The sequence below is a fragment of the Chitinophaga solisilvae genome, from assembly GCF_009928525.1.
GTDB lineage: Bacteria > Bacteroidota > Bacteroidia > Chitinophagales > Chitinophagaceae > Chitinophaga > Chitinophaga solisilvae.
In genome coordinates, this window is the sequence record NZ_JAABOK010000008.1 from 377,872 (window position 1) to 401,356 (window position 23,485).

At 48.1% G+C, this 23,485-nt stretch carries 22 protein-coding genes; 16 read left to right on the forward strand and 6 right to left on the reverse strand.

Features of this window, described 5'->3' with window-relative positions; translation table 11 throughout:
* Positions 1–59: 59 nt before the first annotated feature.
* The 8 genes from GWG06_RS18925 (at position 60) to GWG06_RS18960 (ending at position 7,805) form a co-directional block, all read left to right on the forward strand.
* Positions 60–845 carry a hypothetical protein gene (locus tag GWG06_RS18925; protein WP_160715143.1) on the forward strand — a complete coding sequence of 262 codons (786 nt, stop codon included), beginning with the start codon at positions 60–62 and terminating at the stop codon, positions 843–845.
* Between the two features lie 207 nt (positions 846–1,052).
* A complete protein-coding gene (locus GWG06_RS18930; protein WP_160715145.1) occupies positions 1,053–1,406 on the forward strand; it encodes an S-adenosylmethionine decarboxylase family protein in 354 nt (117 codons plus the stop codon).
* Between the two features lie 11 nt (positions 1,407–1,417).
* Positions 1,418–2,698 (forward strand): DUF4178 domain-containing protein, encoded by a 1,281-nt coding sequence (locus GWG06_RS18935; protein WP_160715147.1) that lies wholly within the window; start codon positions 1,418–1,420, stop codon positions 2,696–2,698.
* Entirely contained in the window at positions 2,695–2,901 is a 207-nt protein-coding gene (locus GWG06_RS18940; protein WP_127035513.1) for a hypothetical protein, read from the forward strand. The genes GWG06_RS18935 and GWG06_RS18940 overlap by 4 nt, the downstream gene beginning before the upstream one ends.
* 12 nt (positions 2,902–2,913) lie before the next feature.
* The gene (locus tag GWG06_RS18945; protein WP_127035511.1) at positions 2,914–3,129 is read left to right on the forward strand and encodes a DUF350 domain-containing protein; all 216 of its coding nucleotides are present in this window, start codon (positions 2,914–2,916) and stop codon (positions 3,127–3,129) included.
* Between the two features lie 13 nt (positions 3,130–3,142).
* Complete coding sequence (locus GWG06_RS18950) at positions 3,143–4,648, forward strand: polyamine aminopropyltransferase (RefSeq protein WP_160715149.1); 1,506 nt, start codon at positions 3,143–3,145, stop codon at positions 4,646–4,648.
* Positions 4,623–6,260, forward strand: a complete 1,638-nt coding sequence (locus GWG06_RS18955; protein ID WP_160715151.1) for an FAD-dependent oxidoreductase — start codon at positions 4,623–4,625, stop codon at positions 6,258–6,260. The genes GWG06_RS18950 and GWG06_RS18955 overlap by 26 nt, the downstream gene beginning before the upstream one ends.
* 1,041 nt (positions 6,261–7,301) lie before the next feature.
* Positions 7,302–7,805 (forward strand): sigma factor-like helix-turn-helix DNA-binding protein, encoded by a 504-nt coding sequence (locus GWG06_RS18960; protein WP_235938418.1) that lies wholly within the window; start codon positions 7,302–7,304, stop codon positions 7,803–7,805.
* Between the two features lie 86 nt (positions 7,806–7,891).
* Here the strand turns inward: GWG06_RS18960 and GWG06_RS18965 are convergent, their stop codons facing one another.
* The 5 genes from GWG06_RS18965 to GWG06_RS18985 all read right to left on the reverse strand — a co-directional run bounded on the left by GWG06_RS18965 (position 7,892) and on the right by GWG06_RS18985 (position 12,996).
* On the reverse strand, positions 7,892–8,851 hold the full coding sequence (locus GWG06_RS18965) for a quinone oxidoreductase family protein (protein ID WP_160715155.1): 960 nt from the start codon (positions 8,849–8,851) through the stop codon (positions 7,892–7,894).
* A 178-nt stretch (positions 8,852–9,029) separates the two neighbouring features.
* Positions 9,030–10,622, reverse strand: a complete 1,593-nt coding sequence (locus GWG06_RS18970; RefSeq protein ID WP_160715157.1) for a hypothetical protein — start codon at positions 10,620–10,622, stop codon at positions 9,030–9,032.
* A 73-nt stretch (positions 10,623–10,695) separates the two neighbouring features.
* The gene (locus tag GWG06_RS18975; RefSeq protein WP_160715159.1) at positions 10,696–11,532 is read right to left on the reverse strand and encodes a hypothetical protein; all 837 of its coding nucleotides are present in this window, start codon (positions 11,530–11,532) and stop codon (positions 10,696–10,698) included.
* A 264-nt stretch (positions 11,533–11,796) separates the two neighbouring features.
* Positions 11,797–12,552 (reverse strand): SDR family oxidoreductase, encoded by a 756-nt coding sequence (locus GWG06_RS18980; RefSeq protein ID WP_127035499.1) that lies wholly within the window; start codon positions 12,550–12,552, stop codon positions 11,797–11,799.
* Between the two features lie 90 nt (positions 12,553–12,642).
* Positions 12,643–12,996 (reverse strand): helix-turn-helix domain-containing protein, encoded by a 354-nt coding sequence (locus GWG06_RS18985; protein ID WP_127035497.1) that lies wholly within the window; start codon positions 12,994–12,996, stop codon positions 12,643–12,645.
* A gap of 620 nt (positions 12,997–13,616) precedes the next feature.
* Between GWG06_RS18985 and GWG06_RS18990 the strand changes: the two genes are divergently transcribed.
* Both GWG06_RS18990 and GWG06_RS18995 read left to right on the forward strand, forming a co-directional pair.
* Positions 13,617–14,891 (forward strand): BSAP5b family pore-forming toxin, encoded by a 1,275-nt coding sequence (locus GWG06_RS18990; RefSeq protein WP_160715161.1) that lies wholly within the window; start codon positions 13,617–13,619, stop codon positions 14,889–14,891.
* A gap of 158 nt (positions 14,892–15,049) precedes the next feature.
* On the forward strand, positions 15,050–15,385 hold the full coding sequence (locus tag GWG06_RS18995; protein ID WP_127035493.1) for a hypothetical protein: 336 nt from the start codon (positions 15,050–15,052) through the stop codon (positions 15,383–15,385).
* Positions 15,386–15,421: 36 nt separating this feature from the next.
* On the opposite strand, the gene GWG06_RS19000 is transcribed toward GWG06_RS18995, so the two are convergent.
* On the reverse strand, positions 15,422–15,874 hold the full coding sequence (locus tag GWG06_RS19000) for a hypothetical protein (protein WP_160715163.1): 453 nt from the start codon (positions 15,872–15,874) through the stop codon (positions 15,422–15,424).
* 691 nt (positions 15,875–16,565) lie between these two features.
* Here GWG06_RS19000 and GWG06_RS19005 point away from each other — a divergent pair.
* The 6 genes from GWG06_RS19005 (at position 16,566) to GWG06_RS19030 (ending at position 23,469) form a co-directional block, all read left to right on the forward strand.
* Positions 16,566–19,091: an Ig-like domain-containing protein gene (locus GWG06_RS19005; protein WP_160715165.1), complete on the forward strand. Its 2,526-nt coding sequence runs from the start codon at positions 16,566–16,568 to the stop codon at positions 19,089–19,091.
* A gap of 274 nt (positions 19,092–19,365) precedes the next feature.
* Complete coding sequence (locus GWG06_RS19010) at positions 19,366–19,833, forward strand: hypothetical protein (RefSeq protein WP_160715167.1); 468 nt, start codon at positions 19,366–19,368, stop codon at positions 19,831–19,833.
* A gap of 178 nt (positions 19,834–20,011) precedes the next feature.
* A complete protein-coding gene (locus GWG06_RS19015; RefSeq protein WP_160715169.1) occupies positions 20,012–20,410 on the forward strand; it encodes a hypothetical protein in 399 nt (132 codons plus the stop codon).
* Complete coding sequence (gene argH / locus GWG06_RS19020) at positions 20,292–21,611, forward strand: argininosuccinate lyase (RefSeq protein WP_160715171.1); 1,320 nt, start codon at positions 20,292–20,294, stop codon at positions 21,609–21,611. Before GWG06_RS19015 ends, argH begins: the two co-directional genes overlap by 119 nt.
* Before the next feature lie 156 nt (positions 21,612–21,767).
* Positions 21,768–22,577 carry a class I SAM-dependent methyltransferase gene (locus GWG06_RS19025; RefSeq protein ID WP_160715173.1) on the forward strand — a complete coding sequence of 270 codons (810 nt, stop codon included), beginning with the start codon at positions 21,768–21,770 and terminating at the stop codon, positions 22,575–22,577.
* A gap of 169 nt (positions 22,578–22,746) precedes the next feature.
* Positions 22,747–23,469, forward strand: coding sequence for an NAD(P)-dependent oxidoreductase (locus GWG06_RS19030; RefSeq protein WP_160715175.1), 723 nt, complete (start codon positions 22,747–22,749; stop codon positions 23,467–23,469).
* The last annotated feature ends 16 nt before the right edge of the window (positions 23,470–23,485 follow it).

The window sequence follows — 23,485 nt, forward strand, 5'->3', positions numbered from 1 at the left end:
TCTACTCATTTTCACCGGCATTTTCTATATATTCGTCACTATACATAAGACAGCACCATATGAAAGGATACGCTTTATTACTACTTTTCTTTGTTTCATTTTCTGCGTATGCGCAGCAGACCATCAACAACTACAAATATGTGATGGTGCCGGAGAGATTCAGTTTCTCCAAAGAAGATAATCAGTATAATCTTAATTCTGTCGCACAATCCCTGCTGGAAGAAAAGGGGTTTTCTGTCTATTCTGACAAAACAGCTATCCCGAAAGAAATAGCCGACAACAGGTGTAATGCGCTGGTAGCTGAGGTTACACAGAAAAAAAATCTGTTCGTGACGAATCTCACACTGATATTAAAAGATTGCCAGGGTAACATTGTTTTCAAAAGTAAGGAAGGCAAGAGCAGGGAGAAAGAATTTGCGGCCTCCTATAATCTTGCTTTAAGAGATGCCTTCACCTCACTGAATGATGTACCCTATTCCTATACCGGACCAGTTCAGGCAACGGCTTCTGTAGACAGCACTCCGGCTGCTATCACAACGGCTGCTGCAACACCGGTGACCGTCACTACCGTTACACCGGTATATCCGGTTACAGTACCCGCAGCCGTTACCGATACGAAGCAGGCAGCAGGCACCCTGTACGCGCAGGCAACCGCCAATGGCTACCAGCTGATAGATACTTCTCCCAAAATTGTTTTAACCCTGTTCAAAACATCCGCACAGGATTATTTCATTGCCAATAACGGCGCAGCACATGGCATTGTGCTGAAAGTGAACGGAGAATGGCAGTTTGAATACTACAGGGATAATAAGCTGGTGGCTGAAAAGCTGCAGATTAAATTCTAAACAGTCCATATATTTTACAGGAGGCAGGTTCTTTGGAGAGCCTGCCTTTGTTGTTTACAGGGAAGATGATTAACCTGTTTTCTCTCAGCATATCATCTGCAAAACATAAGACTGCGTTATGTTTTCAGGTATCCCTGCGAAAAAACGCACCCCTGTTTTTCTGCAGAATCCGATTAATAGTACTATTTTGCTGCTGAAATTTTACCTATGGAATATAAGCCGGGATTACACCTGTTGGCAACATTGTATACCCAAAGAACAGACTTATTGCAGGAGAGCAGCTTCTGGAACACATTTATTCAGGCTCAGATCACTTCTCATCAACTGACTGCAGTAGGCCATTGTGTACATGATTTTCCCGGCGGAGGGTTTACCGGGGTGCACTGCCTGACAGAATCACATATTTCCATTCATACCTGGCCGGAGTTTAATCTATGCACCTGTGATATATTTCTGTCCAATTTCAGTAAAAACAATGATGCGATTACAACCGCTATTATGGAACAGATACAGCAGTTTTTTGAAGCTACCCCCGAAGCGTCTCATTGTATAAGAAGATAGATTCAGTATTCATGCAATCAGCCACCTCATCTGAACTGACCTGTCCGTCCTGCCGGCAGGTACATCACCTATCCGACATTGCCCGTACGGAAATGTATGTCTGCGGCAATTGTCATAGCGTCCTTCATACCGGCCCGGGTATCCTTCATACTGCCTACGCACTGAATGCACCTAAAGGGAAACCGCTGCTGACGCCAGGCACACAGGGGATACTGAAAGGCCGGCGCTGTACTGTTATTGCGGTAACGGAGAGGTTTGAAACAGGCGCCATTCCCTACTACTGGTTTGAATATACCCTCCTGGACGATAACCATGAACTGGCTTATCTGTCTTTTTACGAAGGGCACTGGAACCTGTTGAAACCGCTGACCGGCACGCCTGCACAAACACTGCGCTGGCAGGTCAGCCAGCCTTCCGTTACCTGGGATGGCCAGACATTGAAACGTTTCAGCAGATACCAGGCGCGATATCATTATGCCAGCGGGGAATTTTATTGGACAGACAACCTGCGTAAAGGCACTCACTGCCTGGAATATATCTGTCCGCCGAAACTGATAGCGGTGGAATATGACAAAGGTAATCCCGAAGACTGGGATGTTTTCGGAGGGGAATATATTTATCCGCGGGAGGTCAGCAAGGCATTCTTTAAAGGCGCCCGTATGCCCGTGCGTAATGGTATAGCACCCGCACAACCATTCAGTATTGATCTCTCGAGGTTTTTCGTTGGCGGAATTATTTTCTGCTTCCTTATCTTCCTGATTCAGCAGTTTTACAGCCATCGCAGCCAGTCGCTGCAGGTATTGAAGGAATACATAGTAGCAGATACTTCCAATACCGGTAAACCGATTATTTCGCCATCATTCAAAGTGAGCGGAAAAAATTCCAATCTGACAACTTTACTGGAAACGGATCTGGATAACAGCTGGTGCGAGGCGGAGGTAACCCTGGTCAATGAGCAGACAGGCAAGGAAACTGCTTTTGTGCTGGGGGCAGAATATTACAACGGCATATCTGAGGGCGAAGCCTGGAATGAAGGTTCCCGCTGGCAGGAAGAATTTATCTGCAGTGTAGCGCCTGGCAGCTATCATTTTGTCACCATCTTCAGCAAAGAAACCAATGGCCGGCCGGTGAGCCTTACACTGACCGCCTGGTGGGATATGCCCAGCTGGTGGAATGCCGGTTTTATAGCGATGACGATGGGCATCATCGCATTAATCATCCGGGCAGCAGATTATTTCTTTGAACTCCGCCGCTGGCATAGCAGTAATGTAGACCCTTATCTATATAAATGAAAACAGTATATCATATAGTAACCGGCATATGGCAGAAAGATAAATTCTTCATCTGCGTCTTTGTGGTATTGATGACTGCATTTCTGCTGAGTAACCATTACGGTTACAGGATATGCAACTGTGCCAGTACCGAAAAATGGGAGCCTGGCGGCAGCCGTAACAGCAGCACACGCAGGGGAGTTAATCACTTTTATCATAAATAAACCAATAGCAATATGGAAGCATTACAATTCAAGTATATTCTTGCCTCTATCGTTTATTCCCTGCTGGGAGTAGTTATCCTGGTGCTGACCTTCTGGCTGGTGGACCGCCTCACGCCGGAAAACACGTGGAAAGAAATCGTACAGAACAAAAATATTGCGCTGGCGATTGTAGTTGCCGGCTTTATTATCGCCATCGGCATGATCATCAGCTCAGCGATTCACAGTTAAATTATTTGAGTGCGTGGAAATACTGTTGTTTTTTTCTGTGTTTGTGATTGCCACCTGCGGGCTGATTTATGAATTAGTTGCAGGCACGCTGGCGAGTTATCTGTTGGGCGATTCAGTCACACAGTTTTCCACCATCATCGGGGCTTATCTGTTCGCGATGGGTATCGGCGCCTGGTTATCACGGTTCTTCAAAAGGGATTTACTGAGCTGGTTTATCCAGCTGGAAATTCTTGTAGGATTTATCGGCGGCATCAGTTCCGCCCTCCTGTTCCTGCTGTTTGAGCACGCCCTGTCTTTCCGGTTGATACTGTATCTGCTGGTAGGTCTTACCGGCATACTGGTCGGTCTGGAACTGCCATTACTGATGAACATCCTCAAAAACCGCTACGCATTCCGCGACCTGGTATCCCGGGTGTTTACCTTTGATTACATCGGGGCATTACTGGCTTCTATTGTGTTTCCGTTATTGCTGGTGCCTTACCTGGGATTGATACGCACCTCCTGTTTCTTTGGCATTCTCAATGTAGCGGTAGCCATCATTGTGCTGGTAAAATTCAGGACAGAAATCAAATGGGCTTCTTATCTTAAGGCAAAAGCGATAGCCGTTATCATCTTCCTGGGCGGTATATTCTTCTGGGCGAATGATATTATGACTTTTTCAGAAGGTATGGCTTTCAGGGATCCTGTTATCTTCACCCATTCTTCCCCCTATCAGCGTATTGTTTTAACCAGAAACAAATCAGATCTGCGGCTGTATCTCAATGGGAACCTGCAGTTCAGCTCCGCAGATGAATACCGTTACCACGAAGCGCTGGTGCATCCCGTTATGGTGTACAGCCAGCAGCACAGGCAGGTACTTATTCTGGGTGGCGGCGACGGTATGGCGGCCCGGGAACTGTTACGTTATCCGGATGTGGAACATATCACACTGGTAGATCTGGACCCATCCATGACGCGGCTGTTCAGAGAAAACACCCTGCTGACCAGGCTGAATCATCATTCCCTGCAATCATCCAGGGTGACAGTCATTAATGCCGACGCATTTCAGTGGATCAAACAGCACAAGACACCGTATGATATTGTGATCATTGATTTTCCGGATCCGGGGAGTTACGCCGTAGGCAAGCTTTACACGACGGCTTTTTACAGGCAGTTACGTCATTGTCTGCATGACAGCAGCGTGATGGTAGTTCAGTCCACCTCTCCTTTTGTCGCGCCCAAAGCATTCTGGTGTGTCAATACCACCCTGCGGACCTGCGGTTACCAGACTATCCCGTATCATACCTATGTACCCTCCTTCGGGGAATGGGGATATGTAATGGCGTCTCCGGGCACACAGCCGCTTCGTCAGCAACAGGAACAGCTGCCGGAGGGGCTCCGGTATTTTTCGGCGTCAGTGTTTCCACAGATGCGTTTATTTGCCGCAGATATGGCAGACAGGCCCGTATCTCCTAATCAGTTAAACAACCAGGTATTGGTACAATATTTTGAAGATGAATGGGGAAAATACCAGGAGTAAACCACTCAGCAGAAAAGACTTTCTCCGCTATATGGCGTTGATTGCAGGAGGAACCATTACTGCAGGCCAGTATATTGCATGCAGTAGTAAAAAAGATAAATATGCACACATCACCGGCCGGATAAATGGTGCATCAGCTGCTACCGGTCATCGTTTGCGCGAAGGCGGATTTCCGCCGCCGGAAGAAACAACACATATGCATACTGTCATTGCCGGCAGTGGCGCCGCAGGGCTTGCAGCAGGCCGAAAGCTACGCCTGCAGGGCATCCCCTTTAAAATACTGGACCTTGAACCCCGTCCCGGTGGCAATGCTGCCTCCGGAGAAAATGCCTGGTCTTCCTACCCGCTGGGCGCACATTACCTGCCATTACCTAACCTGCAGAACGGCGATCTGCTGGAGCTGCTCCGGGAAGCAGGCATACTTACCGGCTATGATACTGCCGGGCTACCCATCTACAACGAAACAGACCTTTGCTTCGATCCTGAAGAACGTTTATTCATCCGGGGCAGATGGCAGGAAGGACTGGTTCCCCAATGGGGAGTAGAAGCGGATTCGCTGTCCACCATACAACGTTTCCTGGCTGCCATGGATCATTTCAGGTGGGTAAAAGGATCTGATCTGCGATACGCATTCGACATTCCGGTTGCCTGCAGCTCTGCAGACCCTCAGTTTACACAGCTGGATGATATCAGTATGAAAACATGGCTGCAGCAGGAAGGATACCATTCCGAAGAACTGCAATGGTACCTGGATTATTGCTGCCGGGACGACTACGGCGCAGATACATCCACTGTCAGCGCATGGGCCGGTATTCACTATTTCGCCGGCCGCAAAGGCAAAGCTGCCAATGCCGGACCATCTCAGGTACTGACATGGCCACAAGGCAACGGGCGACTGATACAACATCTCCTGCAATTCAGCCAGGATGCACTGCTGACTAACAGTCTTGTTTATCAGGTAACGCCGGCGGGCGATAAAGTCCATGTAGATTATTTTGATGTAATCCGGCAAACTACCTGTCGTATCATCGCTGACCACTGTATACTGGCAACACCTCACTTTGTCAGCTGCCGCCTGTTACCTGCACTGCAACCGGCAAAAGGTTTCGTATATTCACCATGGTTAGTAGCAAACATCACCCTGGATCATATTCCTGCTTCCAGCGGGTATCCGCTCAGCTGGGATAATGTGGTGTATAAGGGAAGATCACTTGGCTATGTAAACTCCCAGCAGCAGACACTGCTACAGACTAAGCCTGAAAAGCAGGTTATCAGCTGGTATCTGCCGCTGGACCACCTGCCCCCCACCGATTCCCGCAGATATGCCCTGTCGCTCGACCATACACATTGGGTGAAACTTATCACGGATGACCTGGAGCTGGCACATAAAGATATTCACCGGCTCATACGCAACATAGAGGTGCAGGTATGGGGGCACGGTATGATACGCCCGCAACCTGGTTTCATTACCGGAGTGGCACTGAAGCAGGCGCAGAATAGCGGATATGATAACATCTTTCTTGCGCATTCTGACCTTAGTGGCATTTCCATTTTTGAGGAGGCTTTCTTTCAGGGCAACAAAGCAGCAACGCAGGTAATAAGCCGTAGCTGACAACAATTAAAGCCGTTTGTATACCGGCGGCGCTAACGCTACACCAGGTATTAATTCAGATAAATACCACCGGCAGACCATCCTGGGAAAGCGGTGTAGGGACAATTCCGTGAAAGCATGCATGGTAGCAGGATCTGCCAATCTTATCTCATATATATTCTCCGTATAATCTTCTACGTTATACTATTAACTAGCGAATAACAAAATATCCGGCAGCCACGGTGGTACCTTCAGTCTTTTACATCGTTCATACATAAATGAATAAGATAAAATTTATTTCAAAATAATCCCGGAAGTTTTAGTCTATCTTCTTCATAAATCGTTTTATATATAATCCGTATCATAGATACGGATAAAACAGATTACCATTAAAACACAACCTACTATGCGACTAAAGCAGCACTGCTTTTTGACACAGTATTCGTTATACCCTTGGTTATGGCCTTATACCCAATTGCCCATATCAACCCAAAGGCAGCTATAACGGATATACATTTTTATCTGCAATGATTCCTTTTAAGGACTGTCTGCCCTTATATGTCAGGTAGTGCAGGAAACTATTTCCACTGAGGTAACATTAAAAAACAGCTGTGTTCATGTATTAACCAGCATAAACAATCTGTATATCATGAAAACTAACTTATCCCATTACGGTGAGGCTTCCGAAACAATGGATGCAATCCTGCCTGTAGTATAATCTGACAGATAAACCCGTACACTAAAATTCATTATTCTCATTCCGGTGAGATAAGTACGCTTTTGCCTCAAAATCTTCCTGACGAAAAAATTTAAATCAAAAACCTAAAACACATGACCTTTTCTCCTGGATCAGTCAATTCAGCAAACAAGTTGTACCGCTGTTCTTTTCTATACAATCGGGGCGATGAAAAGGGGATGGTATTCCCATACCAGCACCTTTACATTTCCCTGATCAATTTTACAGCAAAGATTATCAGGGATGAATATGAGGCACACCACATCTCACAGGATGCCTTTTTGCTGATATGGAAACTACGTGGCATAATGAAAAACATGAATGATGTGAAAAAAAAACGCTGCCTACAGGCTTCATGGGATTGCCTGCATTATTACAGATCCGCAGTAGATAAAAACAGGATCGGAAATGACCCTGCCTGCTATGAAGCGAAGATGGAAAAACTGATTGAACAGGCTTTACCTTATCTTATCCCTGACAAACAGGAAATTCTCTATCACTACCTCGAAGGGAAAAGCAAGCGGGAAATTGCTGCAGCGGTACAATGTACTTATCAGGATGTCAGACAAGCACTAACATCTGCCAGGAAAGAGTTAAGAATATTCGCAGGCAGTTTACTGGCAATAACAGCACTCCGTGAACAAAAAACCAGGATCAGGATGGCTGAATATTATAATTGCCTGGGACCGGATCAGGCATTAATTGTCAGACAGCTGGCATCTGGCATGTCATTCAATAGAATAGCAACCTCACTTGGTCTGTCCCTGCCAGAAGTAACCAGGCAATATCACCTGGCTGAGATCATACTTAAAGGCATTTCTCTTTTTTAATACAAGCAGGCCCTATATGAGAACAATTCTAAAATGATGACTATGTAAAAACTCAGCGCTATCAGCGCTGAGTTTTTACATAGTCCCTACGGTACCATTAAAATCTTCCCCGTACTCTTTCTGCCCTCCATAAAATCATGTGCCTGCTTACCTTCTGACAACCTGAAAACCGTTGGAGCAGCCACTTTCACCTTCCCGGAGGTCAGCCATCCGAATAACTGCACTGATCTTCTTAACCGTTCATCTTCAGAAACAAGATAGTTCCACAGGTCGCCACCGGTAATGGTGATGGACTTCGCTATTATTTCCAGGGGATTGCCCAGCAACAGCTTTCCGCCGGCCAGGCCGAAGAGGACTATGTGGCCTAATGTTCCAGTGACGGCGATACTGGTTTCCATGGTTGTTCCCACGCTCTCGTACACAACGTCTACACCCTGCGGGCATAATTCCAGCACCTGGCTTTTCCAGTCGCCGCTGTACAGAAAAACCGCATCAGCGCCCAGGGACTGCACAATATCTTTTTTGTCTGCGGCAGATACCAGGCCGATGACCCTGGCCCCTGACAGCTTGCATACCTGCGTGAGCAGCTGCCCTACGCCACCCGCGGCAGCATGTACCAGCACGGTTTCTCCGGGCCTGACAGCATGACTGTCGGTTGTCAGGTACTGAACGGTCAGTCCCTGCAACATGACAGATGCCGCCATTTCAAAGCTGACAGCATCCGGAAGGGGAACAGCATTTTCAAAGGGTACTGCCACCAGTTCTGCATTGGCGAAGGGCACATCTGCAAAAGCAATGCGGTCGCCCGCTTTCAGGCGGGGATGGTGATTACTGTCTTTTACTATGCCTGCGCCTTCAAAGCCATTGATATAAGGCGCACTGCCTCTCATCGGATAGGTTCCGCTCCTGCGCATCAGGTCCGCGAAATTCAGTCCTATCGCTTTCATTTCTACCAGGACCTCTCCGGCTTTCAGTTGCGGAGCGTTGACTTCTTTGTATTCCAGTACATCAGAGCTGCCGAATGCAGATAAGGTTAATGCTTTCATGATGGGTATTTTTATGGTTGACATTACCAGCTACCGGAAGGGTATTCCGGAAAATCTTCAGACAAATTTAGGGTAGCGCAGGATGCGATAATTGTACAAATCCGCACAAATATGCTGACAGGAATAAAAAAAGCCATCAGCGCGGAACTGATGGCTTATAATTTTTTATGACTGCTACTCAGATACCCTTGTCCATGAATTCTTCCGGTACCTGATACCCGCTCTTGCTATAAGGCACGAGTATCCTTTTCAATGGCGTATTTCCACGCAGACAGCTACCTGAAATTATCACCAGGTCATAGTTTTCACGGCCGGCGGCCGGCTGCAACAGCCATTTACAGTTGCGGCATTTCGAATTACCGGTGCCGCCATCATAGCTATCATCCGTAACGATATTCATCACCGGCCGGAGTTCTTCACCCGTAAAGGCAATCATATCATCCCAGGAAACACTGCTGCCCATGTGGGTGATACCGCCGGAGATCACTATACCGGTAGTATGCGCCCCCATGTTCACCAGCTTATGAAAGTAACCGGAATTGCCATACATACCTCCGCCGCCGGCGTTGAGCAGATAGCTGGCGGTCTGCCAGCGGTCTGCTGTTTTTCTGAAAGCCCATACATCCACCCAGCCTGAAACAGGTGCGCCGCCGCTGCTCCCGCTGTTGGTAAATATCGCTACGCAGTATAGCTGGCCATCCTGCTGAAAGTACATGATGGAATCCAGCTTACGGTTGATTTTCTCTGAGGCGCCTTCGGCTATATCTATCGTGGATGGCACCGTGTCATATACGGGCGCCGTCAGCTTTTCAATTGCTGCTGCATGGAAATCCGGCTGTACCGGCGCCAGACTCACTTCTCCGGCACAGAGTATCCCTATGGTATTCTGTATATCATGACGCAGTTCGCCGTAAGTAATTCCGGTGGAGACCTGCTGCAGAAATCTTTTTACTACCGTCCCTGTTCTGGTATCTCCGTGTTGCTGTACAAAGGAGAGGTATTCCTGTTTATTCTCCGGATATAAAGAACTCAGGTCCTCGTGGCGGTCAAAGGCAGGGGTATTATCTTCTCCGAACAGATAATCGAGCGTGTAGCCTGCATACAGCTCCCTGGCGGCTGCCGTAAAAATGCTGCCGGGATAGGTATCCAGAAACTTTTCCCAGTTAAGCACTCTCTTGCCTACCTGGTTGAAAGATATGACCAGTCCCGCATCTGCGCTGTACAATACGGTATCTTCATCTGCCTGCAGTTGCAGGAAGCTGTTATAATCGGCTGGCAGGGAAGATTTGAATAAACCAGTATAGAAGGCAGGCTCCGTGCGTAACTCCGTATAACCTTCCCCGATATTCCAGGGTTCAATACCTGCGGTAGCCAGCAGCTTGATACGCAGTGCAGCTTTAGCCGGCGGCACTACTGCCTTTTGCTCGTCCGAGTAATAGTTGGCATATTCATCCAGCCAGCTAGTTTCATTGCCGGAAATGGCTGCCAGCGCAGTATCTGTATACAGTGCCAGTGCATGGTACAGATCTGCCGCAGCAGCAGCTTTGATGCCAGGCAGCTGCCTGGCAATGTCGGCTCTTCTGCTGATAATGCCGGCTACATAGGCTTCGGTGGATAAAGCCGGTACATCAACTGTGGTTGTAACCTGACCTGAATCCTTACCATTTTTGTTGTTACCGTTTTTTTTACCATCTCCGTGGCAGGCCAGCATGATGGCAGGGATGACACACAGCGGCAGCCATAACCTGCCTTTCCGGAATATGTTCTTCATAGGTATCTGCAATTAATTCAAAAGATAACGGGCCCGTAAGATAAGACAGGCGTACAATACTTTAGCATGACGATTAAAAAAGGCTGCCCTGGATGGCTGACGGGAGTACGGGAGGATGAAACAACCCGACGATGGTGAACGGTTGCCGGGAAGTGGCATGTACCGCCTGTGCGGTGCCGAGGAAGAAATGCAGGTCCGTACTCCTGGCATATTCCATCAGGTACTTCTTCCGTACATCCCTGATGGCCTTCTGTTCCTTTTCGGGCCCGCTGTGCTTCTTCAGACATTTCCAGTAAAAGGATGCCAGCTGCCAGTCTTCCACCGGCAGGGTGATTTCCTTATTATCCTTATCTGTAAAACGGAAAGAAAACTGATAGGGCAGTTTCTTCATCACAGCAAACGGATCTTCCGGCTGTTCGAATACGCGGCCGCTGTTCTTTTCTTCCTGCAGTTTTTCCAGCCGCGCGCTGTCCCATTCCCGCGTGGTTTCTTCTGCTATAAAATCCAGTATGCGGGTGGGTTTAAATACGGCGAGCGATGTGTAAAACGCTTCGTGTTTAGCTTCTACGATAAGGGTAGACAGATCTCGGTATACCGTACGCAGCACGATGGACTTACGTTCGCTCCAGTCGTCGCCGGCAGCGAGATGTCCTGTTTTCTTTACCGGCGCGTCCGGTGTTACAGGCCGGAAGCTCTCCAGTCTGAAATCGCGGGTATTCCGCGCCAGATCCATTTCCACCCAGTCATACAACTGGTATTGTTCGTCGTAAGTTTTTTTTGAAAAAGGAATAGGGTATATCCTGATAAACACGCCATCTTCTCTGAAGCCAGCGATGCTGACCTGTTCATCATAATGGGAAGATATGGTAGGGTAACTTTTAACAGTGATCAAAACTTTTGTCAACGGCATTTGCGCAAGATGTTTTTGAAATATGTAAATCCGGTGGTATCCTCCGATACCAGATGATACAGCAGATAAGATGATTTCCTGTAAGCTGTTTTATCATATGCTGTATTCACCTTCTATGGTAAAACATCCCGCAAAACTAAGGGTAAATCATTGAAAATAAAAAAGTAAGCGCAGGCTTTCTGTGTCTGAAAAATACGTGCATGCATAAACGCATGCAGCGCGGTAACCTGTGCTGCATGCGTTTAAAGTTATTCTAAGCCGATATCAGCGGGTAGTATATCCGCCATTGGCGAAGATGGTCTGCCCGGTGATCCACCAGCCGTCGGTAACCAGGAATTCCACCAGTGGCGCAATATCACGGATGTTGGTCAGGCCGCCGAGTGCGGAAGCGGATGTATGATATGCTACGGCATCTGCAGTTTCCTGTCCGTAAAAGAATGGTGTGTCCATAGGGCCTGGCGCTACAGCTGTCACTGAAATACCGCGGCTGCCTAATTCCTTGGAGGCTGCGCGTGTGTAGTGTTCTACGGGGGCCTTTCCTCCGGCATAAGTGGAGTACAGTCCGGTATATGCCGCCAGCAGCGAGGTCACGATGGTACATATTTTACCATTATCATTCAGCTGGCGGCCGGCTTCCTGTATAAAGAAGTAAGCTACCTTTGAATTGATGTCGAACATGGAATCGTACTCTGCTTCCGTGGTATCGGAGAATGGTTTCTTCAGCACTTTCCCTACAGTGTTGATGGCGATATCCACCTGTCCCCATTTTTCTTTCGTGGCTTCAAAGAGTTTTTTGATATTGTCCACCTTTGTAAGATCCGCCTGGTAAAGGAATGCTTCGCCACCGGTACTGCTGATATCTGCCAGTGTTTTTTCTGCGTCTGCCCTGGTAGCTGCGCTGTTATAATGAATGGCTACTTTTGCTCCTTTTCCGGCCAGGCTGCGGCTGAGCAGGCCGCCCAGATTTTTGGCGCCGCCGGCGATAAGCACTACTTTTCCCTTTAAATCATTACGTGCCATATAGAACAGTTTTATTTCGTTTAACAATGGGTTAAAGCTCCTGAAATTACTGTTGCTGCTATGGTGAACTTTAAGGATTTTTAGTACGGGTTACCTGTTCGTCTCTCTGTAGTGACCAGGTGTTTGTCCGGTCAGTTTCTTAAAGAACTTTGAAAAATTGGAAGGATCGTAGGTAAGTATATTGGCAATTTCCGCAACAGGCTTATCGGTGGTGGCCAGCATTTTTTTGGCGGCATCAATTATTTTCAGGTCATAAAAATGACAGGGGTGATTTCCCATCGTTTGCCGGATGGTAGCGGTGAGATGCGCGTGAGATACAAACAATGCGGAAGCAATCTGGTTCAGCTCCATAAACTGTGGGGCATCTCCATTAATCACATCCCTGATATGTTTATCGAGAAAAGCGAAATAAGCCTGGGTAATGTTATCGGATGTTGCAGACATAATTTTCTTTTTAATTACGAATTACGAATGGCGAATTACGAATGTTGAGCGAAGACATAAGCGGATAAATCTATCATCCGCTTATGTCTTCGCTCAAAATCTGTAACCTGTGATTCGTAATTTTGCATAGCAACAAGAAGGGTGCCACGAAAAATCCGCTTATGTCTTCGCTCAACATTCGTAATTCGTAATTCGTAATTGACCTCAATTTGTCTAGCTTTCTTTTTTTCACACACCAAACACCATTATCTCTATCTTTGTAATAATTCAATTTTTTTAACTCAAAATAAACTGTGAGGATTGCTACCGGGGTCAGATAATTTCTCATTAACCCATTATCCTGACACCACCGCAGCTACCGGATCCTGAGTTCCCTGTACATGCACATGCGCCTATATCGGGAAGCAATAAGATTCCAGCCCGCAGCAAGTAAATCAGCGTAACAATGTTATATCCACGTTAAACAGGAGCAGCGCTCCCTACCCGGTAATGAGGTAATTACCCGTATATATCTGTTTACCATGCCGTCACAGCATGATATCCCGGATGCAGCACCCGCATCTGCAGCTATCCCTGTCTGTATCTATGAGCATCTTAACCCATCACATAAAATAAACACTATGAAAAAAAGCCTTATTGCTTTTGCATTAACCCTGGCTTTGTTTTCCTGCCGCAAAGATCTTATTAACGACATGCCGGCAGCGACAACAGCCACTGACAGTAAAACCAGTATCAATGTACTGGCGGACTCCACAGGAAGCGGAGACATCTCCGAGCTGGCCGAGTCCCCGCTCAAACGTTTCTTAAACACGCAGTTGTTTGATGCCCCTACGGATGACAATGAATCATTCTACGACATCCTGGATTTTCCGGTGAACATTGTGGTAAAGGAGAACCAGAACGGCAACACCTATCTGACATCGCAGGGGCTTAACAAAGTTCTGCTGCTCACACAGAAACAGAATGATGCAGAAAGCCAGAAATTTTATCTCTACCGTATGCCCTTAACAGGCCTGCTGTACATCCAGAGTAATGTCAACGGTCAGAAGAAACTCGTATCTGCCGGCGCCTACACCAACAATCCCAACAAAACCGTATTGTATGTGAAAGACGGTACCAGTCTGACCGGCGCTGCATGGACCTTTCTGAAAGGCGGTATCAACGGCGATGCACATATCCTGCAGAATGAAGATGTGCTGGGTACCGACGATCCCAACAATCCGTGGAGCGTTTATCGTAAAGTAATCGGCAGTGAAAATGCCAGCGATATTTACTTTGACAAATACCGGAATCAGGGTAAACAGGAATTTGAGGTTAGACCTGTAGATGATTTCCGGCTGGAAAGCATTGAATACATCAATGATGAGACAGCGAGGTTAACACAGATGCCTGACTTCGTGGTAAACTGGAACTACAGCAACGGCACCTCGCTGGAACAGAGTATGACTACCGCTTTCAGCCAGAAGGCTACCAAAACATCCACCTTTAACAGAACTACCAACATCTCCCTGTCCATTTCCACGGAAGTCAAGGTGAAGGTGCCGTTCCTGGCAGAAGGCAAGATCAACACCACTTTACAAACCAGTACTTCCTTTGCCTACGGCAAATCCGAATCACAGGAAGATCAGCAGAGCTACAACTTCCCGATCAGGATTGCGCCTAAAACCGCTGTAACGGCCACTGCTACTGTAGGCAGGTACAATATGGATGTTAAATACATCGCTACCATGAGAGGTGTAAGAACCAACAAGATGATTAAAGTCCGCGGTGTATGGTCTGGTGTAGACTGTATTGACGTAAAGGTAACTGTAACAGAACGCCCGCTGACCGGCAGAGGCCCTGTGAAAACAGTTATCCTGAAAAAAATACCTACCACTCCGTTTAAATTTGACTAATCTTGTTTATTTTGTTATTTTTTTATTTGAGATTTTTTTTCTCATCCTTATCTCATTCTTAGTGATTTGAAGATACCTTGAGGAGAAAGAAAATCTCAAATAAAAAATAACAGCATAATTAATTTTTTTGCCAGCTTATGAAAAATAACCGGTTTGTTATGTCTGCGTACAGGATGATGTTTTTCCTGACAGCCTTTCTGTTCCTCCTGAGTTGCGCTGCTGCCCGGCGGACCAGCAAGTTTACCGCTGAAAGCCTGAAACCCGGCATCACTAAAGAAGAAGTGGTTCGAAAATTCGGAAAGCCCTACAAGGAGAGTTTTTTTTATGACGAACAAAAAGTATTGCACGAGAAGCTCTACTATAAGGAAACTCATTTCAACAGCAGGTGGTATGAAATCAATAACATCCTGAATTTTGTGAATGCACGATTTGTTTCCCTGGAGCAGGGAGAGGAAAAAATGTTGTACCAGGATGAGGTGATTATCAAAAAATAACAGCAGCGCAGGTATTTGTCGGCGCTACTGCCTTTGTCAGGAGGCTGCCGGTTCTTGCGGCAGCAATCCTTTTTCCCGCAGCACCTTCTGTTCATCGCCGGTGATGAATGCAAAAATCTTAGGTTGCCCGCTGGCAAAGGTCAGAATATAGAACACATCAAACCCGATGTTGATATCTCCTTTATAGGTAGATAGCCAGTGTACCTTTGCGATAGCATGCAGCTCATCCAGCGGTGTAACATGGAGGCTGCCGATTTTCATGGATTGGGTGCCGATGCTTTTATAGAAATCGTTTCCCGCCGGTATCTGTTCCTTAAATTTCTCATCGTTCTTCCCTCCCGTCACGCCGCCTGGCACAGACTGTACAAAGTAGTCAGCGAAGGCTGCCGCAGTAGCGTCCACATCAGCAGGTTTACCCTCCAGTACCTCGCGGAAACGCTGTTCATAGTCCGCGAAGAATTGCTGTATCTGTTGTTGTCTATTTTTCATAAAACCTGTTTTTATAGTGGCAACAAACATCAGACCACGGAGGCAGGTATTGCTGTGATCCGGCAGATAAATCTACCGCAGACAACCAAACAAACCCCTTCCCGGTACTATTCCGACGCAAAAATCAGAAAGTCTATAATTTAAGTAGGAATTTATAGTGTTCTGCTGCCCGCCGCGTTCACTTTGCACCCATTACTATTATTTTTGAAAATATCTTACGGGAAAGAGAGCATTATCTCAGAGAAGCATTATAGTGGTTATTTATTCTAGCACATATATTTACGCTAAAGGCTTGCATCAACCATCAGCTCATGGAAATGTATTGTTAACCGGTATCCCGGGGGGAATACCAACGTTTGAAGAACTGTACTAATAGCAAAGCAACAAAATCAGTCAGCTGTCCTGAATGCCAGCGCATGCCTTCCAGCGGAATCATTTCACTCATCAAAATAATCTGGTACTATGAGAAATTAGACCCTTACTTACCGTACCTGCATGTTGCCATGCAGGCGTCCCTTACGAGATAATTATCCACTATTCAGTAACCTGTGAACTGAAAGCCGGTATCCTGTGCTTTCCTGGGCATGCCATTTCCCGAAAGTAAACCCGGATGTCACCAAAGCGCTCAATACCTGGTCGAATCAACAGCAACAACCAAATATTTCATGACAATTTTATAAACCTTTCAAATATGAAAACACGGTTAATCCGTTTAGTAATGCTGGCGCTTCTGCTGCTGGCGGGTATAAACATGTACGGGCAGCAAAAGCCCTTATCACTTGGCACCACGCAGCAGCTGTTACAGAGCTTACAGCAACCTGTATCCAAAATGGTAAGGCAGCAGCCTGTTACAGGCGTACCGTTAAAAGTATCTGCTGCAGAAACATTTCTGGGAAGAGTAAATTTCCGGAAAGCGGAAAATGGCGGTGAGCGTATCATCGGCGAAATAGCCGGCACGCCGCGCTCTTCTTTCTTCATCAATGTTTCCGGCAAAACGCTGACAGGTAATATCATCCTGTATAATACCAAAAAAGCCTATCAGTACTATTCTGATGATAACGGTAATGCCTATGTGAAGGAAACCGATATCAATAAGATTGTCTGCATAGACTACACCACCGGCCCGGAGGGAGCATCCGCCCCGGTCAGCGCCCGCGCGCAGACTCCGCTGGCCATTGACCCCAACCTGCTGAAACTGGAAAGCTATCCCGGCGCCAAAGGATGTATTCTGCTGGACTTTGACGGACAATACGTTTCCGGCACCCAGTGGAACAATGGTAATCCTATCAATGCGCAGCCGTCCACACTGACCGATGCACAGATACAGGAAGTATGGGAGCTGATCAGCGAAGACTATCAGCCGTTTCACGTAAATATTACCACCAACGAAACTGTTTTTAATACCTACGCCAAAAACAGGCGTATGCGCGTGATATTTACGCCTACCAATACCGCTGCGCCAGGCGCGGGCGGCGTAGCCTACCTCGGATCTTTCAGCTGGAATGATGATACCCCCTGCTGGGTTTTCAACAACGGCGTGAAAGGAGCCGGTGAAGCAGGTACCCACGAAGCAGGCCATACCGTTGGGCTGAACCATGATGGCAGAACCAGTCCGTCTGAAGCCTACTTTGCCGGACATGGCAGCTGGGCTCCCATTATGGGCGTAGCGTATACCAAACCCATCGGACATTGGAGCAAGGGCGAATATGCCAATGCCAATAATACTGAAAATGACCTGGCCATCATTAGCAGCGCCACCTATGGCTTCGGCTACCGTACAGACGATTACGGCAACACCACGGCTACAGCCAGCCCGCTGGCATTTGACGCTGCCGGCAACGTAAAAACCTCCGGCCTGATAGAACGTACGGCTGATATAGACGTATTTTCCTTCACCACCTCCGGCGGAAATATTTCACTTAACTTCAACCCTGCTGCCAGACATCCGGACCTGGACATCCTGGCAACGCTTTACAACAGCACCGGCGGCGTGGTAACAACCGCCAACCCCGCAGGGCTGCCGGCCAGCATCAGCACCAACCTGGCTGCAGGCAGTTACTTTGTATCCGTTACCGGTACCGGCGCAGGCAATCCTTCCACAGACGGATACAGCAACTATGGCTCCCTGGGCGTATATACCATCTCCGGCACCATACCGAGAGGTTCAGTGAATCAGCCGCCATCTGTCAGCATTACCGCTCCCGCTTCCGGCACTTCCTATACAGCGCCCGCCACTGTTAACATCCAGGCTACCGCCAGCGATGCAGACGGCACCGTGTCCCGCGTTGAATTCTTCAATGGCAGCACCAGTCTGGCTGTCATCAATGCAGCGCCGTATACCTACACCTGGAACAACGTAGGCACCGGCAGCTACACCATTACAGCAGTAGCCACCGATGATAAAGGCGCCAGCACCACTTCTTCCCCGGTAAGCATCAGCGTTAACACCACCGGCAATCAGCCGCCGTCAGTAAGTATTACCTCCCCGGCTAACAATGCTTCCTTCACCGCGCCTGCCAGCGTTGCCATTCAGGCTACCGCAACAGACAGCGACGGCAGCATCGCCAGCGTGGAATTCTTCAATGGCGGCAGCAGCCTGGCTGTAGTAAACACACCTCCTTTCTCCTACACCTGGTCTAACGTTACCGCCGGCGATTACGTGATTACCGCCAAAGCCACCGATAACCTGGGCGCTACCGCCACCTCCGCAGCTGTCAATATCAAAGTGACTTCCGGCGGCGGCAACTGTGCAGGCGTACCGGCTTATCAGCCTTATCCGAAGATCTATTCAAAAGGAGAACGCGCCGTTTACAACAATAACCTGTACGAATGCCAGTCAGACGGTATCTATAACATTACCCCCGGCAGCGCATGGTGGTGGTGGACGCTGATAGGCCCATGCTCCGGCAGCAGCGCAGCACAAACCATCAGCAGAGATGCTGACGCGCACCAGGAAAAAATCTCCGTATATCCGAACCCGGTAACCGGAGACGCAGTACAGGTACAGATTTCCGGCAAACCCGGCGACAACGTACTCATTGAAATCTGGAGCCTGAACGGCAGCCAGCCGCTCTCCCGCCAGACACAGGTACTGGGCGCCAAAGGCAGCCAGGGCGTAAAACTGGATGTCAGCAAAGTACCCGCCGGCAGCTGGATTATCAGAACCAGCAATCAGCAGAGCGGGAAGAAGGGAAGTTTGAAGATCATTAAGTTGTAAGAATTGCGAATTACGAATTGCGAATTACGAATGTAGAAGCGAAGAACTAAACGTAGATTAAAAGGGACCTTTAATGGTTATCCTCTTTAATCTACGTTTAGTTCTTCGCTTCTACATTCGCAATTCGTAATTCGTAATTCGTAATTATCTACCTTCCGCTTCTAAACAAAACCCCACCTTTCCTCAACTTTTTTTGTATACCCTCCGCAATTCATATAGGTTTCAGGCAAGATCGGATAACCCGGTTCTACATCTTCACAAAAACCCTTTTTACATGAAAAAGAAAATCTTCCCCCTGAAAAACCTTTGCATGGGCATGGCTGTAGTAGCTGTTACCGCAGTAAGTTTTACCGGATTTGCCGGAAATGATAACGGCTTGCGGAAAAGTGAGCGCCGTGTGTCTGCCGGAAAGCCACCGTTGAATAACACCTATCACCTGCTCAGATGGAAGCCATCTAATCCTCCGTTTATGATTGTAACAGAACACAACTGGTTAACCGATCAGATACCTGTTTCCTATGCCAACTATACGCTGACAGCCCTCACCAATCCGGCTACCTACCGCGGATGGCTGGTTTTTACCTCTGATGCCTGCAGAACGGAATTCCTGAATAAGCGCGTACATCCTACCGGCACTGCTGTTTATACCTACAGCAGGTATTATGAAATAGACTGGTCACATAACACCGTTACCACCACCTCACCGGCATTGGCGATTGCCTGTTTCATACTTGAAGAATAGCATGTTTCCTCTTTTACAGCTATGCGGGTAAACCGGATAGCTGTAAAATATATGCTGAAAAAAAGTGTCCCCTCCCCCTTTCGCTATCAATGATCCCGATAACAGCATGCTGAGCGATAGATTTTACAAATGCAACTACGTTGCATTTATTATTATCTTTGTTGTATAATAGCAGACTATGAGATCAATCGGAAACTATGTGGGTCTGGTGGCATTGGCCGCTGCAATGACCATCACCGGAGAGGTGAAAGCGCAATTCATCAGCGCAGGTAATGAGAATACGGGCACGCTGAAAACAGCGGACAGCAGCCGGCTGCAGGATGCCAGCCGTATGGGCCGCACCTCCGGCGCCAAGGCAGCCGCCTTCCAGGAGCTGTATGATTATGAAACCAGCCATAAAAATCTTACTGATGAAATATTCCCCTATCAGCGCCTGTTACATAAAGCATATTGTGCTGATGCTCGCAGAACAGCACATCATCACGCAGCAGGAAGCGAAAGCTATTTTCGGCGGGCTGGCAATAGCCGACCGGCAGGCGGCAGCAGATCCCTCCCTGCGCCTGTATCTCCCTTATGAGGCAGCTGTTATTAAAGCTGCCGGCAGCGTAGGCGGGAAAATGCATACCGGCAGAAGCCGCAACGATATGGACAATACCACACACCGCATGTACCTCCGCGATCAGCTGCTACAGATCATCAGGGCGGTTACCGGCCTGCGTGCAGCCCTGATGGAAAAAGCCGGCGAACACCTGGAAACCGTCATGGTAGTATATACACACCGGAAAGAAGCACAGCCCGTTACGCTGGCGCACTACCTGACAGGCATAGACGAAAGTTTGTCCAAATGCCTGGACCGCTACATCGAATTATACGCACGCATAGACCAATGTCCGCTCGGATCAGGCGCCAGCGGTGGCACCGCATGGCCACTGAACCGTGAGCGGCTGGCTACCCTGCTGGGATTCAGCGGCCTCGTCACCAATACCATCGAAGGCGTGGCTGGCTGGGATCATATCGCTGAATTTGCGGCAGACAACAGTATCTATATGAGTGACCTGAGCAGGCTGGCATCCGAAGTACAGCTGTGGAGTACCGACGAATACAATGTGGCGGAGCTGGATAACTCCTTTGCCGGCATCAGCAGCATGATGCCACAGAAAAAAAATCCGGATGCCCTTGAAAGAACAAGAAAAGCGGCGGCACTGGTCACCGGCCAGCTCTCCGCCATCCTCACCTCCCTCAACGGCATCGAATACCAGCACAGCGGCGTCAGACTAATGATGGAACCCAAAAGCCTGGATGCTGTACTGGCAGCCACCCATACTATGACCGGCGTGATTAAAACCCTGCAGATCCGTAAAGCAGTCATGTTAAAGTATGCAAAGGAAAACTATTCCACCATGACCGACCTCGCCGATCTGCTGGTGCAATATGGTAAACTGGACTTCCGGGAGGCACATGAAATTATCGCGGCTGTTATCAACCAGGCACTGGCAGATCAGCTCACCGCCGACCGCATTACACCCGCCATGATTAATGCCGCCACAGAAAAGAAGCTGGGCCGGCAGCTCATCATCCCTGCCTCCGCACTGGCAGCAGCACTGGACCCACAGCAAAGCATCCGGCGCAAAACCGGCACCGGCATGCCCGCACCATCCGCCGTACAACAAATGCTCCGCAACGGACAAGCCACCCTCGCCACCCAGCTTAAATGGCTCACCACTCACGAAGCCACGCTGTCAGGAGCTGCCGCCCGACTGGCCCCCCTTACTATTTAATTATTTTTTTATTTTATTATTTGAGATTTAAAATGCAGCGGAGACCTGAGCGATTATTATTTGCGTTCAGATCTCCGCTGCATTTTAAATCTCAAATAATAAAATAAAAAAATAATTAAATGTAATTTCAGTATTTCACCGGTAAATTAAAATACGATGGAAAAAGAAGTTTATAAAATTTCCGGCAACGATGCAGCCAACTATGAAGAACACCTGGGACCGCTCATATTTGAACCTTCTGCCAGGGCACTGCTGCCGCATATTGCAGGGCTTCCGGCCTCCGCTGTGCTGGAACTTGCCTGCGGCTCCGGCAGACTTACCAGACACCTGCGTGAAGCATTCCCTCCGCCGGCCACGCTGACCGCTACCGATATTAATCCGGATATGCTGGAGCTGGCACAACAGCTGCCGGACAATGACGCCATCATATTTCAGCTGGCCGACGCACAGCAATTACCCTTCAGCGACGCCTCTTTCGACCTGGTGGTAAACCAGTTCGGACTCATGTTCCTGCCGGATAAGCAAGGCGGAGTAAACGAGGCTTTCCGTGTGTTAAAACCAGGCGGACATTTTGCATTCACCACCTGGGATCAGACCGCAGCAATGCCCCTGTTTAAACTGCTGATCGATGAAATAATCATCCCAGTATTCTCCGGAGAAGATACCAGCCGCTTTCATACCCCTTTTGCCCTGCACGAACCCGGACAACTCGGCCATTATCTGCAGCAGGCCGGGTTTACCACCACCCACATCATACCCCTGAAATATAAAGGACAAGCCACCTCACCACAGCAACTCGTGACCAGCTATTTCCTGCAACATCCGCTGGGCAGACAGGTAAAAGAAAAAGCCCCCGCTTCTTTTGACACCATTGCCCGGCAACTGGAACAAAGACTTATTCAGCAATTCGGCCCAGGCGCATTTGAATTTGAGTTGAGTGCATGGGCAGGGATTGGACAGAAATAAATTATATTTTAAATTACGAATTACGAATTGCGAATTACGAATGTAGAAGCGAAGAACTAAACGAAGCGGAAAGGTGATAACGATTAAACATTCTCTTTTAATCTTCGTTTAGTTCTTCGCTTCTACATTCGTAATTCGTAATTCGTAATTCGTAATTAAATCCCATTTCATGAATGTTCTTGTAGCAGGAGCATCCGGCGCAACCGGCAGGCTGCTCGTAACACAGTTGCTCAATGCCGGTCATCAGGTGAAAATAATTGTCAGGATGACAAGTAATATCCCTGGTGAATGGCAGCAGCATTCACAGGTGAATATTATCCGTACTGCTGATATTACAGCCATACCGGTGCAGGAGATGGCGGAATATCTCCGCGGATGCCAGGCGGTGGCGTTGTGTCTTGGGCATACAATGAGCTTTAAAGGTATTTACGGAAAACCTACCAGGCTGGTGACGCATGTAGTACAGCTACTTTGCGCGGCCATTACGCAAAATGCTCCGGAGAAGCCGGTCAGGGTTGTGCTTATGAACACTGCAGGTAACAGTAACAGGGATCTGAACGAACCGGTTTCATTCACACATAAACTGGTGATCGGGCTGTTACGCTTACTGCTGCCGCCACATGCGGATAACGAGCAGGCTGCAGATTACCTGAGAGTGAAAACAGGGAAGCAGCATCCGTTTATTGAGTGGGTGGCATTGCGCCCGGATACCTTAATTAACCAGGAAGCGGTTACCCCCTTTTCATTACATGCCTCTCCTGTCAGGAGTGCCTTGTTTAATGCAGGGCAGACCAGCCGCATAAACGTAGCGCATTGTATGTGCAGGCTGATAACAGATGATACCCTCTGGCATCAATGGAAAGGACAGATGCCGGTCATCTACAATTCCTGACAACAAAAAACCTGCG

What these genes read in the sequence shown, in the direction of transcription:
- GWG06_RS19025 (WP_160715173.1), top strand. Translation starts at nt 21,768, where the DNA reads ATGGAAAAAGAAGTTTATAAAATTTCCGGCAACGATGCAGCCAACTAT.
- GWG06_RS18940 (WP_127035513.1), top strand. Translation starts at nt 2,695, where the DNA reads ATGAAAACAGTATATCATATAGTAACCGGCATATGGCAGAAAGATAAA.
- GWG06_RS19010 (WP_160715167.1), top strand. Translation starts at nt 19,366, where the DNA reads ATGAAAAAGAAAATCTTCCCCCTGAAAAACCTTTGCATGGGCATGGCT.
- GWG06_RS18955 (WP_160715151.1), top strand. Translation starts at nt 4,623, where the DNA reads ATGAATGGGGAAAATACCAGGAGTAAACCACTCAGCAGAAAAGACTTT.
- GWG06_RS19030 (WP_160715175.1), top strand. Translation starts at nt 22,747, where the DNA reads ATGAATGTTCTTGTAGCAGGAGCATCCGGCGCAACCGGCAGGCTGCTC.
- GWG06_RS19015 (WP_160715169.1), top strand. Translation starts at nt 20,012, where the DNA reads ATGAGATCAATCGGAAACTATGTGGGTCTGGTGGCATTGGCCGCTGCA.
- argH (WP_160715171.1), top strand. Translation starts at nt 20,292, where the DNA reads ATGCTCGCAGAACAGCACATCATCACGCAGCAGGAAGCGAAAGCTATT.
- GWG06_RS18925 (WP_160715143.1), top strand. Translation starts at nt 60, where the DNA reads ATGAAAGGATACGCTTTATTACTACTTTTCTTTGTTTCATTTTCTGCG.
- GWG06_RS18980 (WP_127035499.1), bottom strand. Translation starts at nt 12,552, where the DNA reads ATGGCACGTAATGATTTAAAGGGAAAAGTAGTGCTTATCGCCGGCGGC.
- GWG06_RS18930 (WP_160715145.1), top strand. Translation starts at nt 1,053, where the DNA reads ATGGAATATAAGCCGGGATTACACCTGTTGGCAACATTGTATACCCAA.
- GWG06_RS18990 (WP_160715161.1), top strand. Translation starts at nt 13,617, where the DNA reads ATGAAAAAAAGCCTTATTGCTTTTGCATTAACCCTGGCTTTGTTTTCC.
- GWG06_RS18975 (WP_160715159.1), bottom strand. Translation starts at nt 11,532, where the DNA reads ATGCCGTTGACAAAAGTTTTGATCACTGTTAAAAGTTACCCTACCATA.
- GWG06_RS18945 (WP_127035511.1), top strand. Translation starts at nt 2,914, where the DNA reads ATGGAAGCATTACAATTCAAGTATATTCTTGCCTCTATCGTTTATTCC.
- GWG06_RS19005 (WP_160715165.1), top strand. Translation starts at nt 16,566, where the DNA reads ATGAAAACACGGTTAATCCGTTTAGTAATGCTGGCGCTTCTGCTGCTG.
- GWG06_RS18995 (WP_127035493.1), top strand. Translation starts at nt 15,050, where the DNA reads ATGTCTGCGTACAGGATGATGTTTTTCCTGACAGCCTTTCTGTTCCTC.
- GWG06_RS18985 (WP_127035497.1), bottom strand. Translation starts at nt 12,996, where the DNA reads ATGTCTGCAACATCCGATAACATTACCCAGGCTTATTTCGCTTTTCTC.
- GWG06_RS19000 (WP_160715163.1), bottom strand. Translation starts at nt 15,874, where the DNA reads ATGAAAAATAGACAACAACAGATACAGCAATTCTTCGCGGACTATGAA.
- GWG06_RS18935 (WP_160715147.1), top strand. Translation starts at nt 1,418, where the DNA reads ATGCAATCAGCCACCTCATCTGAACTGACCTGTCCGTCCTGCCGGCAG.
- GWG06_RS18965 (WP_160715155.1), bottom strand. Translation starts at nt 8,851, where the DNA reads ATGAAAGCATTAACCTTATCTGCATTCGGCAGCTCTGATGTACTGGAA.
- GWG06_RS18970 (WP_160715157.1), bottom strand. Translation starts at nt 10,622, where the DNA reads ATGAAGAACATATTCCGGAAAGGCAGGTTATGGCTGCCGCTGTGTGTC.